The sequence below is a fragment of the Roseospirillum parvum genome (assembly GCF_900100455.1).
Classification (GTDB): domain Bacteria; phylum Pseudomonadota; class Alphaproteobacteria; order Rhodospirillales; family Rhodospirillaceae; genus Roseospirillum; species Roseospirillum parvum.
Map to the genome: position 1 here is coordinate 15637 of NZ_FNCV01000013.1, position 14704 is coordinate 30340.

Here is a 14704-nt window from a genome sequence, read left to right on the forward strand (position 1 = left end):
TCAACGTCGGGGCCTAATCATAGCCAACGGTCAACTCGATCGAGCCGACCCATACCCCGAGAAGTCCCGGCCCCTTGAGATCGAGCCGCGCCCCGACCAACAGGGTATCCTCGCCCTGGCGATCCAGGATCCCCTGCGCACCCTCCCGGGCGGCGTTCTCGCTCCAGAAGAAGAGGGTCTCCACCACCGGTTCGCGGCCGCTGGGCGCCGCCCACTGTTTTGTCTGGATGGGGCCCGCGTCGACCCGGTAGCCGGCCCCCGGCTGGCCGACAATGCGATAGCGTGCCGGTCGGAACACGCTGCGACCGGCCAGGGGCCACGCCGCACCCCCGAAATCAACACCCGCGTTGGGGCGAGCCTCCACCCATCCCCCGGCGGGGCCGGTGATGACCTGACCGAGAAAGAGAGGATGCCGCTCCTGGGTCTGTAGCGGAGCGGGCAGGACGGTGGCACTGGCCCGCCCGCTGGCCGAGGCACTCCCCGGCTCGCCCGCCAACGCCGGCGCACCAAGAAAGACCCCCAGTGCCAACCACAAGGCGACGAGCCTCCCCAAGGGGGTGCGTGAGGCCTCGGCATCATGCTTGGCAAGACTCCTCATTCGTACTGCACCGAAATGGGAATGCGCCCCCGATAATGGCCGCTGCTCTGCCCCGGTTTCATGTGCAGGGTCGCCCCCACCCCGATGCGGCCCAGGCCGATCCGGTTCAAGCGCAGGGTTTCCGGGGAATCGGTGGTGAAATCGCGGATGGTCAGGGTGCCGTTACGCCCGCGCAATTCGATCTCCTCGGGCAGGAGGACGGAGAATTGCCGTCCGGGCATGCCGACAATGGCGAATTCGGCGGCGTTGTAACGCCCCCCCATGTCCGTGGCCCCGCCCTCCAGGCGCCGTTCCCCGCTCGGCAGGATGACCACCCGACCGGGTCGCCTGGGATCGGTGATCACGTTGCCAAAGCGCAGAGGCAGGCGTTCGCGGACCCGGATCCGGGTCAGGTGTTCGATCAGTTCGCACGTCCAGCGCCGCCGGTCATGGTCGCACCGGGCGCCGTCCTCGGTGTCGTCGCAGATCCACTCGCGCTCGCCGTCTCGGCAGGCCCAGCGCCCCGGCCCGTCGTCCCCCGTCCGGGCCGCGGCGGCGGACGGTCCCAGCAGGGCCAGCAGGAGCAATAACAGCAGGAAGTTCTTAGCCGGCATGGCGACTGATCCCGGGCTGGCCGGCGCAGACGGACAGGCACAGGCGTACCAACTCGGCCTGGCGACCGGTTTCGGTCTTGGCGAAGACCCGTTTGAGATGGGAGCGGGCGGTCTCGTAGGAGATCCCCATTTCCTTGGCGGCGGCCGTCAGGGAAAGGCCTGAGGTCAGGTTCTCGACCAGCCGGTTTTCAGTCGGGGTCAGACCGAAATGCCGGGCCAGTTGCGCCGGGTGGGTCGGTTGGCCGGTCAACTCTCCCTGGTAGACCAGGATGGTCGCCGCTCTCTGGCGTCGGCTGTCCACCCCATGGCCGAGGATCGGCGCCGGCAAAAGGGTGAGCGGACCGCCGCGTCGGGCATGGCCGCCGATGGTGAACGGGGTCCGCCGCCCCGGCTCGCGGAACAACTCCTGCAGCCAGCCGCGCAAGACCGGGCGCTGTCCATTGACCAGGTTTTCCAGCTTGGGTTTGCGGGGCCCATGCCAATCGGCCTGCGGGCCGAGCAGCGAGGCGGCGGAATCGTTGATCTGGCGGATCGCCCCGCAATCCTGGACAACCATCGCCCCGATGGCCAGGGCATCAAGCACCCCCAGATCGGGTGTTTCCTCTTCCCCGACCTCCTGAAACAGACGCATGTACCGCCTGAGGTGGGGCATCAGGGCATCGATCATCACCACCTGGCGGGCCTCGAAGTCGCCGGCGCTGACCGGGCGGGCAAAGGTGATCCAGCGCTGGCGCGCCGGGTCGCCGTCGATCAGTCGGGTCAGGCTGAAGTGAGCCTGGCAGGCCAGACCATTCACCCCCAGACAGCCGGGGGGACAGGGCCTGCGACGGCTGCCCTCGGCCACCTGCTGGCGCAGGTTTTCCACTCGGGCCTCAAGCGGCAACTCGCTGCCGCACCCGGCGCTGGCCAATGCCATTGCCCGCCCGTCCGGCGTCGTCTCGAAAAGCACCGCGCCCCGGGCACCCATGCGCACCCGGATATCCTCAAGCAGGGTCGAGCGGGGGACGCGGTCGCGGATGGCCTCGTAGAGTCGATCCAGTGCGGTGTCGAACTCTTCCTGATCGGTCAATCGTCTGGAACGCACTTTGTCTCCCCCTATTACACGCCTTCATGACGGTATTCCCGTCGCCCCTCCACACACCTCGTCTGCTTGGTACCAACGTCTTCTCTTTTTCTAACCTGCTCCCAGTGTGGGGTCGGGTCCCTGTCCGGCGGGCGGCGAGGGACGAAGAGCCCGACCTGTCCCTTTTTGTCAGGTAAGCGCCCCGGCCGGGAGCGGACGTGTCACGGGATCGGCGGGCCCGGCCCATGACGCCGCGCCCGAAGCGGTCGGAGGCACTGCGGAGTGAAGGTCCATGTCGAGCAGCCTTTCCCGGAAGGCGCCGAGCAGACCGGTATCGAGGTGGGTTCCGGCCATCTGTCGGCGCATCAGGTCCAGGGCATCCTCGGCCGGCATCGCCGCCTTGTAGGGGCGGCGGTCGGTCAGCGCCCCGAAGACATCGACAATGGCGGCCATCCGCGACAGATCATCTAGTTGGGCCCCCTTGAGACCTCGGGGATAGCCGCTGCCGTCCAGCTTTTCGTGGTGGTTGGCGGCGATGATGCGGGCGGCCCGGGGCGTCGGACTCCGGGCCAGGGCGGCTTCGGCCTGCGCGACATGACCCTGGACGAGTTGGTATTCTTCCGCGGTCAGACGATCGGGTTTGTTCAGAACATGGTGGGGAATCCCGACCTTGCCGGCGTCGTGGAGCAGCCCGCCCCCAGCCAGACCCAACATCTCGTGCTCGCTGGCGCCCATGCCCGCGCCCAGCATGGCAAGGAAGGTGGCCACCCTCAGGGAATGGACATAGGTGTAGCTGTCGTGCTGGCGCACGCCCTCCAGGATGGCCCGGAAGTCGTCGCGGCGGACCGCCTCGACCAGCGGGCGGCAACTGTTCTCGACCACGCCGTAGGGAAGGCTTTCCCTGTTGGCGATGGCATCGGAAATGCCGTGGAAGACCTCGACCGTCCCTGTCAAGGCGGCCCGTTGGGTGGCCGGCAGGGCCTGCCAGTCGGCCTCGATCCGGGCGTTGATCCGCGCCGACACCAGGTTGACCAGATGGCCGCGTCGAAAAGGGAGGGGCATGACATCGTCGGCGCCCGCCGCCAGAACCTCCGAGATGAATCCCTCGTCCGTGGCCGGGGCGAGGGCGATGATGCCCAGATCGCCCCCGATGGGATCGCGCCGCAACCGGCCGATCAGGTCCACCGCCCCGGCCGGCGGGCAGTCGGCGCTGATCACCGCCACCGAGGGTTTGTCCCGCCCCATGGCGGGGATCGCGCGGTCGCCGTCGCCCCAGGCTTGGACCCGATGGAAACTGCTCAAAGCCCCTTTCATCTCGGCGCGCAGACGATGCGAGCCGCCGATCAGATGGACCAGATGGCAGTGGGCCGGCCGCAGGTCGGTCATGGCCTTTCGGCCTCTTTCAGGGCATTCCGGCCCACCCGCTTGAGGGCCTCCAGCAGGGTCAGGGCGCCATCCTGGTCCTCGCCCGCCACCCGCAACTGGCAGGCCAGAGCCTGGGCGGCATCCGCCAATGCGTCGGGACCGCGTCCCTTGGCCATGTCCGCCAGCCTCTCGGCCGAGCGACGAAGGCGGTTGACGGTCTCGGCATAGACCTGGTTGGCCGTCGGCGTGGCCAGATCGCTCTCATGGCGCCGGGCCACATCCAGACACAGCCCGCCGAGAATCTGCGACCAGTTCTCCCGGGGCCACAGGCCCTTGCCACGAACCCGGTCCAGAAGATTGATCTGGGCCTCCTGGGCTTCGGTCCACTCCTGTGCGCTCAGGGCCTTTGTGGTCAGTCCCGGTTCCGCCGGCAGCAGAGCAACCAGATGTCCCTCTCCTTCGCTGGCGATGCCCGGATGGCGGGACGAGGGGTGCGCTTGGGGTCCGGGGTCCGGCCTGTCCCGTCGGTCCGGTCCGGTATAGGTGTGGGTGAAGACCCACAGCCGGCGCCGGTCCAGTTCCACCTCGACATGCCGCATCAGGTCGACCTCGGCGATCCCGGTGGGCAGCACCGCGTTGACCCCGGCACGACGCAGGCGTCTGGCCAAGGGAGCATCCAAGGCGGGCAGGGTGGCCAGCACCCTGGCGAAGCGGTTGGGCGAGTCCTCGTGACGGCGCAGCCACGTCACAAAGGCGATGATCTCCAGTGGGTCCTCGTCCGCCTCGACAATCACCAGATCCGCCGCACGGCTCGCCCCATTGGAGGCGACGGGGCCTGAGGACAGCGCCTTGGTGTCCTCGACATCGTGGATATCCCGACAACCGAGCCGCCGCAGGGCCTCGATCAGAACGCGGCGGGTCGGACCTTGCTGATGGGCCACCACGCCGGCCAGTGGCCTGACCGGCGGATTTGTTGGCGGCACGACAGATCCCGCAACCCGCACGGGCCTGGCAGGGAAGGGATGCTGCGTCGCCGGATTATCGCAAAGGCTGTTCTCCAGCCGCTCTGCATACTGCATGGTGCTCCCCCCACACACGCTTCGCCTTAACGTTGATGATCGAAAGTGCGGAGGGAATTATGGCAACCGAAACTCGGCTGATGCAGTTATAGATTTTATTAGGTCAGTATCCTGGAGAGAGCAGGCACCTGCTCCGGCGAAGGCGTGCCTCGTCCCGCCGGAGGTCTCGCCAGGAAATCGGAACCTCTTCTAAATGTCTGATTTTACATAGTTATCAGGCTTGGATGGCCGCACCGGCACAAGCGGCGCGCGCAGGCGGGACGCGTTCAGGCCGGCTATCAAATTCCATATGTTGTGAGATCGATCGTGTTCTCGGTAGAGTCCTGGCGCTTCGATTAGGTTGTGTTTGCCCGTCTGTTTTGGATGGTTCTCATGAATGATCTTCGGATCGAGGGTCTCGCACAGGTAGATATTCAGCGGTTCGATCATCTACGGCAGATCGAAGAGGGTTTGAATCGCCTCGAGGAACTGGCCAACCGGCTGAATGCCGAAGAGGTGGCCTTCCTGATCGGCGTCGCCCACCAGGCGGCGCCCGCATGGCGCAGGCCCAGGCGATCGAGACCCTGTTCGGAGAGGCGCCTGGAACACGACAGTGACGTTCGGGAAGGCCAACAAAGAGTTCGTTTCTCGCGACCTGAGGCGCGTTGTCTCGCCAATGCAGATGATCGGGAAACTCGGCGCTTCGAGGAGCTGAAAGCCTGACCCTGTTTGGGCGATCAGAGCCATCCGGGCTTGGCTCGGCCAAGCGGACCATTTAACCCACGGCCCGTCACCGGGATGGGGGAAGGGCCCGTCACCGGGATGGGGGAAGGGGAGGACTCCAGACGTGGGAACTAGGAACAGGGTGGGTGATGGTCAATCCGCAACACCCGGTGAGTCCGCGCCCGCGGAGCCCGTTTCACCGCAGCCCCAAGTGCCCGCCGGTGCCGCTCTGACGCCACGGGAGGTGGAGTGTCTTGGCTGGCTGGCCAAGGGCCTGCGCAGTGACGGGATCGCTGAGCGTCTGGGTGTGGCCCGCATCACGGTGGATACACATCTATCCAATGCGCGCCGCAAGCTGGGGGCCCGTACCCGCGAACAGACCCTGGTTCTGGCCATCCGAAACGGTCTGATCGACCCCTGACCACCGCCTTTCGGCCCGGGCCTTGAGCAACCTTCTTCTCGATTTCCTGAGCCGTCTTGAGGGCTGCCATGACCAGCCGGCGTGGTGGGCTCTCTGACCCCACGACCAGGCCCCGGACCAACGCCTGATCCTGCCCTGAAGGCCGGTATTTCAGTCCTGCCGCTTGAGGTTTGGTGGCGGGGAGTCGAGGAGGTCCAGCGCCACCGCCCGGGCAATGGCCGCATCGCGGGTCGGAGCCTTCAGTTTCTTGCGGGCGTTGGTCAGATGAAGGTCGACGGTGACCCGGGCCAGCCCCAGCCGATGGGCGATGGCGTCGGGACGCAAGCCCCGGGAAAGCCAAGTCAGGCACTCCCGCTCGCGGGCGGTGAGTCGGGCCTGCTCACGCGCCTCCTCGGTGGCCAGCGCCTCGATCCGAGCCCGCGCCGAGACCACGGCCAGCCAGTTCAGGGACGCGCCGACCGGCCCCGCAGCGTTCTCGCCGAGGCAGCACCCGGCGGTGTCGTTGGGCGGCAGGGCCGCGCGATCCGCAAAGGGGCAGGTGGACGCGTCGGGACCGGGATGGAAGGGGGCGCAGGTCACCTCAAGGCCGATCTCGGCGAACAGGGCCAGGGCCAGCCGCCGAGCCTCGTCCACCGAGCATGCCCTGTCCAGGTCAGCCAGGAAACTGTCTAGCCGAGCGTATTCCAGAATCCCCTCTCGCCCACAGAGCACCGAATGACGGGTGCAATAGTGTTCCCGCCTCAACTATGAGCGTTTTGATGGGTGGCTGGCAAGCTATCTAATTCCATATGGCATTGTCGGCCCCCTTACCGGGGCCGCAGGGTCACCGTGAGGCCAAGCAGGGTATCCGAGGCGGCCAGGTCCATCTCCGGCAACGGGTCCATGCTCAGGCCCAGGCGGTCGAGCTGGTCGGGCTCGACGCGCAGCCGGTAGGTGCCGGGCGGCACCAGGTCGAACAGGAAGAAGCCGTCGTATTCGCTGCGCGTGGTGGCGACCACCCGGCCCTCGGCGTCGACCAGCTCCAGGCGGGTGTTGGAAACCTCGGTCCTCTCGCCGTCGGGCTTGACGAGGTAGGTGGTGCCGTCGATCTCGCCGGTCGGCACCACCGGGAAGTCCACCTCGGCCACCGCGCCGGGCCGCCCGACCACCGAGACGCCGGGACGGGGGGCGACCCAGAAGGGGTCCTCCAGGGTCGCCTCATCCAGCACCACGTCGGTCGGTCGCCCGGCCGAGACGCCGCCAAGCAGGGCCACCCCTTCGGCGTTGGTTCGCTCGCCCGGTTCGCCGAAGCCCTCGAAGCCGACCTCTTCCAGCGGCTCGTCGCCTTCGGTGAAGCTGCCGTCGCCGTCGTTGTCGAGGAAGGCACGGGCGGCCACGGCGCCGGAGTTGGCAGCCCGTTCAGAGCGCATCACCGGCATGCCGGAGTGTGGCTCGCGGGCCAGGGAGAAGGACATGTTCAGCCCGAAGCCGTAGTCGCCGCCCTCGCCATAGGTGCCGTTCACGTTCATGGCGGCAAACGAAAAGGTATGCGACAGCCCGGCGTTGACCGTGGCCCGCCTGTTCTGGCCCAGGGTGTAGCTCAGCCCGGCGTTGACGTTGGTATCCTCGTCAAGGTCGTGGTCGGCGGACACCGAGATGCTGTCCACCCGCCGCAAGGGCAGCCACGAATAGCCCACCGAGCCGCGCACCTGGGTGTCCTCGAAGCGGTAGTTCATGTCGAAGGTGCCGCCGACCGAGGTGCTGCTCTCGGTGCCGTCGCCACTGGTGCGCACCGCGCTGAGCTGGTTGGAGGCGATCAGGCCGCCCGAGGAATAGGAGGTGCGGGTGGACACATCGAACACCGTATACCCGGCCTCGGTGCGGTCCAGGCCGATGTCCACGTTGACCGGTACCCGGAAGGTTTCGCTGAAGCGGATGTCGCTGCCCAGGCGCAGCTGGCTCTGTCGGGTCAGCGGGTCGGCCGAGGGGCGGACCTTTTCGCTTTCAAAGCCGAAGTACTGGGCGTGCTCGGCGTAGACGTCGATGCCGAACAGGTCGGTGAAGGCCGAGACCTGATGCGCCCGCCCGCCGTCCATGTCCTTGACCCCGCGCAGTTCCACCGAGACGTCGCCCAGGGTGGTCCGCAGGTGGCCGGAGAGGTAGCGGTGGCGCCGGCTGTCCTCGCCGTCCTCCAGGAAAATGTTGGAGAAGCTGCCGCCCAGGCTGAGGCGTTCGGTGATCCCCACCTCGGCGGTGCCGACCACCCGGCGCCTGCCCTCCATGGGATCGTCCTCGGCGGGCTGGCGGTTGGCCTCGCCCCAGGGGATGAAGTCGCGGTCCTGCTCGTTGACCGCCAGTTCCCAGTAGACGTCGCCGGGCGGCACCATCTCGCCGCCCACCGGGATCTGGATGGTTTCCTCCTGCTTCTGGCCCTGGGGGCCGTAGAACATCAGGGTGAACAGGTTGCGGCCATAGACCACCGGCACGTCGATGAACTCGTAGCGCCCGTCGCCGCGCGACTCCTGGGCGTCGATCAGGATGTTGTTGCGGTACAGCTCCACTTCCCAGCCCTGCTTCAGCTCGCCGCGCAGGGTGACCTGCCCGAAGTCGCTGCGCCGGGCCAGGGGATAGGCCGAGACGGCCACCCCGCGCCCCTCGCGGCCGCTGGCCACCAGGGTGGTCTGCGGGGTGTAGACGTCGCCGATCTCAAGCTCGGAGAGGCCGATGCCGAGCAGGTTGCCGTCCACGTCCTGGCGGCTCAGGGTGGCGCGGATGTCGGTCAGGGTGTCCTTGTCGCGCCCGGTGGCATAGATGTCGGCGGAAAAGCCGGCCATGTCGCCGGCCAGATGGACGGCGTGGCTGGTCGCCACCCGGTCCTGGTCGTTGTCCCAGTCGGCCGACAGGCTGACGTCGGCCACCGGCCAGGAGAACACCCGATAGGGGTTGTCGATGCGCGGATAGCTCGGCCCCTCCGGCCCGCGTCCCTGGCCCAGGCGGGCCTGGCGCTTCTCGCGCTCCAGGCGCTGTTCGAAGGGCAGGGGCTCTTCCGATTCGACCTTCAGGACGAGGCGCGAAATGTTGGCGGTCAGGATCACCGGGAACCACGCCGACATCAGTTCCGAGTCGATGTAGATGTCGAAGTCGTGGCGGATCGCCTTGGCCGGGTCCAGGGGCTCGCGGCGCCCGTCGATGAACACGAAGCCCTGCCCCAAATCCAGCGAGAAGCGGCGGTTCTCGGCCAGATACCAGCCCTCGGCGGTGCCGGCGTCGGGGTTGACGTCGATCGGGAACTCGAGGATCGCCATCATCTCCGACAGCGGCAGCAGCACGCCGCCGCGATAGCGGTAGGCGAAAAGGCTGTCGGCCAGGATGTAGTTGCCCAGCCGGGCCTCCATCACCAGCAGGTCGTTCTCGCCGGGCGGCGGCAGGGGCGAGCTGTTGGCCGCCAACTGCTCGGCCGCCGCCACCCCCGCGCCGAGCACCAGCAGCAGAACGGCAAGCAGGGCGCCGACCGAGGTCGGGCGCCCTGGCAAGCGAAGCCGTGGCGGCGGGCCGGAAAGGGGCATGGCCGGCGGGTCAGGACAGGGGCACGGTGGTCTCGTCGAGCACCTCGCCGGTGCCGTCCTCCTCGTTGGAGCGCAACACCACCCGCAGGCTGCCGGCGGAAAGATCGGTGCCCTCCGGCGGGTTGAGGGTGAGGGTGGTGGCCCGGTGGGGGATTTCCACGTAAACCCCCAGGCCGCGCACCAGCCCCACCTGCACCTCCTCGCCGCCGCCGGGCGGCTGGTGGTAGACCTCCACATCGGCGTAGAGGGAGCGCGCGCCCTGGCGCTCGATGGTCAGGCCCAGGCGCGGGCGCGGATCGTCGGCGCGCTCGGGGTCGGGGGGCAGCAGCCCGGCCTGGGAAATGGCGCCGCCCAGCGACAGCTCGCCCTGGCGCACGATGACCGGGATGGACATGCCGAAAATGGCGGTCAGGCGGATGGTCAGGGCGCCTTCCTCGGCCCCGGTGGCCTGTTCCACCGTCTCCCCGGTGTCGGGCGGGGGGACGTTCTGGACCAGCAGGTGGCTGCGGTACTCGCCGTCTGCCATGTCGCGGCTGCGGCGCAGGGCGAGGCGGATGGTCTGGCTTTCCCCCGGGCCCAGGGTGACACTGCGCGGCGAATAGCGGATCATCGCGGCGGCGCTGTGGTCGGGCACCTCCTCGGGCGCAAGGTCGACGAGGTCGCCGTCCTCGCTCATCCGCATTTCCTTCAGCAGCACCCGGTATTCCGCCGGGGCGTCGCCCCGATTGACCACAATGGCCTCGGCGGTTCGGCTGCGTCCCTCGAAGACCAGCCGGGTCGGGCTGATCGACAGGTTGCCCTGGGCGGCGGCGGGGCGAAGGCTGGCGGCGACGAGGGCGGCCAGGACGAGCAACCCGGCGAGCAGCAGCACGGCCCCCAGGCGACGCCGGCGCGGGCGCAGCGGCGCCAGGGCGACGGCGGTGGCGACGAGGCTGCCGGCGGGTGCGGCGGGCGAACGGCGGAACGGCATGATCTCTCTCCCCTGGAAACGGCGGGCAAAGCGCAACCCCGACGGGACATTATCCCGCAAGGGCAGAGGGGGCAACCGGGTCGCCCGTTTTGTCTGCACCTTCCCCTGAACGGCAAGAAGTGGCTCCCCGGTTGGAGAGCCACTCCTGCCGGCCCGGCCCGATGGGCGCGGACCTCGGGCGCTTAGTGCCCTCGTGCGTGACCTTAGTAGTTCACGGTCACGGTATAGTCGCCTTCGTAAGTGCCGGAAGCCTGATTGGCGCCAATGGCCAAGGTAGCGCCGACGCTCACACCCACGTCGGTGTGCGAGCCGGGCGCGGTCCCGCCAATGGTCCTGGTGCCCTGATCGGCGGACTGGAAGGTCAGCGCCATCGTATCGCCGGCCGCATTTTCCAGATCGATGTCCATAACGCTCAAGGTGTAAGTAGCCTGCGCTTCGCCGCTGACGTCGAAGGAAATCGAGCCAGTCTCAGTCGCGTCAGCGGCGGGGCTGATGATGGTGCCGAAATCGAGAGCGCTCGCATTGGCCACCGAAATCGGAGCCTTGATGGTCGCGGTGGCAGTGCCGGTGGCTTCAGCGGCCATCGCCGAGCCGCCGGCGATCAGGGTCAGGGCCAGGGCGGAAACGCCAATCTTCAGAGCCTTCATAACAGTTCTCCTCTCTTCTGCTGTCAGAGGCTTTCCAGAAGCGGAAAGCCGTTGGGGTTGGGATCACGGTCCTTCGGTCAGGGGTATCGGACGGTCACGGTGTAGGTCCCGCTGTAGCTTCCGCTTGCCTGGTTCGGTGCCACCTCCAGCCGACCACCAACCCAGAGCGTGTAGCCAGACCCATCCATGGGAATGACTAAGTCCTCCGGGGGAGAACTGACGAACATGTCGACGTTCATCGACTCGTCCTCTCCAGAATTGATGGTTGCGCTGTCTGGCAGATCGATGAAGAACTGCCTCCCGGGAACGCCCGAGATGTGGAACTTCCCCGCACCGGTTCGCGTACCATCATTCACCAGCGTGACATGCTGATCCCCTGTTCGAGGGCCAATCATGCCGGGCTCGACGGTGACGAAGCCGGTCCCGGTGCCGTGCGGAATGATGGTGCCGAAGCTGAGAACCATCGAATTGGCTTCAATGGCGATCGGTTCCTCGATCAACACCGTTGCCGTACCGGTACCCGTGCTCCCTCCGGCATCCGACGCCACCGCCGAGTGGGGGGCGGCAGCAAGGAGTCCGAGGGCACAGACCACGCCCAGACCGATGGACAGGTTTTTTTTCCGGTTATGGAAGATCATGGTCCGGGTTCTCCCTCGCCGCGCCTCCGATTGCCTCGCCGGGATGGCGGGGCTTCCCTCGACGGGCGAGTTGAGTGGACCTTACCGGCGCCGACCGGCCGCCGCGCCCCCCAATTGGGTTCACCCAAATGGGGGAGAAAATCAGGCTGAAGCTAATAATAACAACTACTTAAAGTGTCCAGATCAGCCATGCCTATGAAAATCTGTACCCCGGGGAAGGCCATTTTTTCGCGCCGAACACGACTTTTCGTTGCGTGGCAGAGGGTTGTGCCGGGCCTCTCGGCACCGCAGAGGGGGCGTCGGGCGTCTGGACAGCCGGCCCGACGCCCGGCGGCGGATCGCCCTCCCCCTCGTCCGCCCGCCTGAACCGGATTCGCCGCCGCCGCGGGTCAGTCCGCAAACCACCCCGCCCCCCGATTCGCCGGCCCCGCCCGCGCCCCCGGCCCGGCCCCCCGGCCGATTCGCCCCGGGCGGCGCGACAAAACCCCGATCCTTGCGGACCGGGCGACGCGCCGTCCCCCGTCGTTGGCGGGCCGTCCCCTAGAGCCGAGAGCGAAAAACCGGAACCACTTGGTGGTTCCAGATTTTTCGCTCAAATCGGCTCTACATCTAAGGTCGAGAGCAGATCGCGCCCAATCTGAATCGCCAAGCGATTCAGATTGGGCGCGTGAATCTGCACTTGATTCAATGGTTCAGATCGCGGCCTCGCGTTTATCCGGGGTCACTTTGTGCCCCCGGATAAACGCGACGTGCTCTAAGGCTGGATCAGATTGAGGGCCAGAGCCTTGGCCAGAGCCTGTTCCCGGGTCGCCGCCTTCAGCTTGCGCCGCCCGTTGGCGAAGTGCAGGTCAACGGTGACTCGGGCGATGCCCAGCTTGTAGGCGATCTGGTCGGTGCGCAGACCCTTGCTCAGCCACAGCAACACTTCCCGCTCGCGGGGCGACAGGCGGATCTCGTCGATGGCCCGCTGCCGCTTCAGGGTCTGGATGTGCCAGTGGGTGTACAGCGCCGCGATCTGCAAGGTGGGCAGGCAGTCATCCACACCCGCCAGGAACTCCTGGCGTTTCAGGTTGCCCCCGACCACGAAGGATCCGGCCTGTTCGGTGCCGGTCACCGAGCGCAACGGGAACAGCAACGATGTGCGGATCTCCACGTCGGTGGCGGCCGCTTCCACCAGGCGCACCTGATCGGCGGTCAGATCACGGCGCTCGGCGTCGAATGCCACTCCAAACAGGTATGGCTGAAGGGAGTCGCCGTACAGGGCGTGGGAAAAGGCGTGGTCGTGCGCGGCGTAGCCTTCCTCGGTGTACTCCTCCATCCACCAGTCGGGCAGGGTGGTATGGAACACCATGCCGTCACGGTCCACGGTGCCATAGGTGATGATGTCCCCAACGAAGGAGCCAAGAAACGCCGTTGCCACCGCCCAGGCCTCTTCCGGCGTGGTGGTCGCCTGCAGGCGATGCAGGAAATCGGTCAACCTGTTGTCCACGCGCGCCCCCCGCCTCTGCGTTCTTCACGGTGACCTGGGCCCCGAGTTTCCTCCGGTCATTGGGAGAGTCCAAGGCTGCAATGCTGTCCCGTCTTGGCCGGGATGACAAGCCAGCCCGGGGCATGGCTCGGACTGGCTTTTTCGGCGATCTCGGCGGGGGGTGGCCGAGGCCCGAAGGGGGGCTGACGGTGTTGTCGTTCGTCTTCCAGGCTTCGAGGGGGGCGATGTTGTGCCCGTCTGCCTTCTGGACGGCGGTGCGCTTGGCGAGCCTGAGGCTTTGCAGCAGGGAGCTCAGATCGCGGATATCGACGGCGGCGGCTTCACCATCGAGGTCCACGTCTTCGAGGGCCTTGAGGGCCCCGCGCTCGGCGGCCAGTTCGCGCAGTTGCTCGAACTCGGCTTCGGGCATGACCATGTGCCCGTCGTCGACGGTCGGACGGTTCATGATGACTTTCTTTTGTATCGGGGCACTTCATCGCTTATGGCGATGGGGCCGGCCGGGGGCGGATCAGCGTTCCAGGCGGGCCCAGATGAAGGCGTAGCCGGACTTCAACCCGCTTTGCCCGCCGCCCCGGGGGCCGGTGACGTGGATGCGGACCGTGCGGGTGCCCGGGGGGATCATTCGATGTCCCCGGTCAAGGTCCAGGTGTCCTCCGCCACTCGCATCAGGGTCGCCACTGAGTGCTGACCGACCGTGCTGTCCATGCCGTCGCGGCTGTTCACGGTGACACCGCGGGCCCCGGCGACGGTGACCGTGCCCGCCCCACCTTGCTCGATGTGAACCACCGCCCCCGCTGGCCAGGCGACAGAGGACTGGGCAGGGACAGTCACCGTGATGGTCTCGGCGTTGGTGCAGCGGATCAACCTGCCGTCGTCGGCCAGGGCCAGCGTGTAGGTGCGCCCGGCCTGATTGTTGACCTTGGCCAGGTTCGTCGACGTGCCATCAGTCCCGGCTGTCGCGGCCGCCGCCACGAAGGCTTGGTCGGTGGCTCCGCCGGCGGGCGGCTCGGTGATTGCTGGGGGCGCGGCTGCAGCCACGACAGAGGATGAGCCGCCAGTCATGCTGGCCTCACGCACATCGGGCTGGTGTTCCGTTTGCGAACGAGGCCGCACGCGCCAGCGCCGTGCCTCCTTGGCGCCTTGAACGACCAACCCGACAATCAGTGAAAAGACGGCGATGTGGACCAAGTTCGCCCAGAACATGATAGAGTAACCATCTAATTGCCAAGCAATTTCTCTGGCCCATTCAGATCCAGCCAAGCCTATGAAATAAAGTGCGTTTTTCCCAACTATGAAAATTATAAAATAAGCGCCTAATATCTTAAAAAAAGTGGCCATGGCTGTTACGGTGGCGCGGCCCAACGTGCTCAAAATGCCCCAGGCCAGCGGTACATTCTTTTTGAGCCACCGGGTTGGGCCCAGGTCACTTTTCTTCGCCCATATGTTCAGCCTCATTGATAGATCGAAAATGACTTTAATGATTCCGACCACAATCTGGCCGACAAGAATGATTCCGAGAAGGTAGAGAATGAATTGCATGACAGTATTCCATTCGGCAGGACGGCAAATGTTCGAGCCTCAGCCACCGTGGCTG

The 14704-nt window shown here is 66.7% G+C and carries 15 protein-coding genes; 2 read left to right on the forward strand and 13 right to left on the reverse strand.

The features are described from left to right. Positions 1 to 13: 13 nt before the first annotated feature. From BLR95_RS13975 to BLR95_RS13995, 5 genes are all read right to left on the reverse strand, one after another. Entirely contained in the window at positions 14 to 598 is a 585-nt protein-coding gene (locus tag BLR95_RS13975) for a DUF4402 domain-containing protein (RefSeq protein ID WP_092621488.1), read from the reverse strand. After that, positions 595 to 1191, reverse strand: a complete 597-nt coding sequence (locus tag BLR95_RS13980) for a DUF4402 domain-containing protein (RefSeq protein ID WP_092621491.1) — start codon at positions 1189 to 1191, stop codon at positions 595 to 597. Before BLR95_RS13980 ends, BLR95_RS13975 begins: the two co-directional genes overlap by 4 nt. Then, positions 1181 to 2275 (reverse strand): helix-turn-helix transcriptional regulator, encoded by a 1095-nt coding sequence (locus BLR95_RS13985; RefSeq protein ID WP_143131019.1) that lies wholly within the window; start codon positions 2273 to 2275, stop codon positions 1181 to 1183. The genes BLR95_RS13980 and BLR95_RS13985 overlap by 11 nt, the downstream gene beginning before the upstream one ends. A gap of 168 nt (positions 2276 to 2443) precedes the next feature. Next, positions 2444 to 3640: an HD domain-containing phosphohydrolase gene (locus BLR95_RS13990; protein WP_092621497.1), complete on the reverse strand. Its 1197-nt coding sequence runs from the start codon at positions 3638 to 3640 to the stop codon at positions 2444 to 2446. Beyond that, complete coding sequence (locus BLR95_RS13995; protein WP_143131020.1) at positions 3637 to 4698, reverse strand: ANTAR domain-containing protein; 1062 nt, start codon at positions 4696 to 4698, stop codon at positions 3637 to 3639. The genes BLR95_RS13990 and BLR95_RS13995 overlap by 4 nt, the downstream gene beginning before the upstream one ends. A 372-nt stretch (positions 4699 to 5070) precedes the next feature. Here BLR95_RS13995 and BLR95_RS15610 point away from each other — a divergent pair, with 372 nt between their 5' ends. Both BLR95_RS15610 and BLR95_RS15855 read left to right on the forward strand, forming a co-directional pair. Next, a complete protein-coding gene (locus BLR95_RS15610) occupies positions 5071 to 5400 on the forward strand; it encodes a hypothetical protein (RefSeq protein WP_143131021.1) in 330 nt (109 codons plus the stop codon). A 211-nt stretch (positions 5401 to 5611) separates the two neighbouring features. Continuing rightward, complete coding sequence (locus BLR95_RS15855; RefSeq protein ID WP_176787888.1) at positions 5612 to 5821, forward strand: helix-turn-helix domain-containing protein; 210 nt, start codon at positions 5612 to 5614, stop codon at positions 5819 to 5821. A gap of 150 nt (positions 5822 to 5971) precedes the next feature. Here BLR95_RS15855 and BLR95_RS14005 read toward each other — a convergent pair whose 3' ends face one another. From BLR95_RS14005 to BLR95_RS15615, 8 genes are all read right to left on the reverse strand, one after another. Next, positions 5972 to 6454, reverse strand: a complete 483-nt coding sequence (locus tag BLR95_RS14005; RefSeq protein WP_176787890.1) for a helix-turn-helix transcriptional regulator — start codon at positions 6452 to 6454, stop codon at positions 5972 to 5974. Between the two features lie 173 nt (positions 6455 to 6627). After that, entirely contained in the window at positions 6628 to 9333 is a 2706-nt protein-coding gene (locus BLR95_RS14010) for a carboxypeptidase-like regulatory domain-containing protein (RefSeq protein WP_143131022.1), read from the reverse strand. Positions 9334 to 9376: 43 nt separating this feature from the next. Then, the gene (locus BLR95_RS14015; RefSeq protein WP_092621512.1) at positions 9377 to 10336 is read right to left on the reverse strand and encodes a fimbrial biogenesis chaperone; all 960 of its coding nucleotides are present in this window, start codon (positions 10334 to 10336) and stop codon (positions 9377 to 9379) included. Between the two features lie 203 nt (positions 10337 to 10539). Next, positions 10540 to 10983: a DUF4402 domain-containing protein gene (locus BLR95_RS14020; RefSeq protein ID WP_092621515.1), complete on the reverse strand. Its 444-nt coding sequence runs from the start codon at positions 10981 to 10983 to the stop codon at positions 10540 to 10542. Between the two features lie 77 nt (positions 10984 to 11060). Next, a complete protein-coding gene (locus BLR95_RS14025; protein ID WP_092621518.1) occupies positions 11061 to 11621 on the reverse strand; it encodes a DUF4402 domain-containing protein in 561 nt (186 codons plus the stop codon). 754 nt (positions 11622 to 12375) lie between these two features. After that, the gene (locus tag BLR95_RS14030; RefSeq protein ID WP_245689552.1) at positions 12376 to 13041 is read right to left on the reverse strand and encodes a helix-turn-helix transcriptional regulator; all 666 of its coding nucleotides are present in this window, start codon (positions 13039 to 13041) and stop codon (positions 12376 to 12378) included. Further along, positions 12977 to 13555 (reverse strand): DUF6127 family protein, encoded by a 579-nt coding sequence (locus BLR95_RS16155; protein WP_245689550.1) that lies wholly within the window; start codon positions 13553 to 13555, stop codon positions 12977 to 12979. Before BLR95_RS16155 ends, BLR95_RS14030 begins: the two co-directional genes overlap by 65 nt. Positions 13556 to 13728: 173 nt before the next feature. Beyond that, a complete protein-coding gene (locus BLR95_RS15615; protein ID WP_143131023.1) occupies positions 13729 to 14649 on the reverse strand; it encodes a hypothetical protein in 921 nt (306 codons plus the stop codon). Between the last annotated feature and the right edge of the window lie 55 nt (positions 14650 to 14704).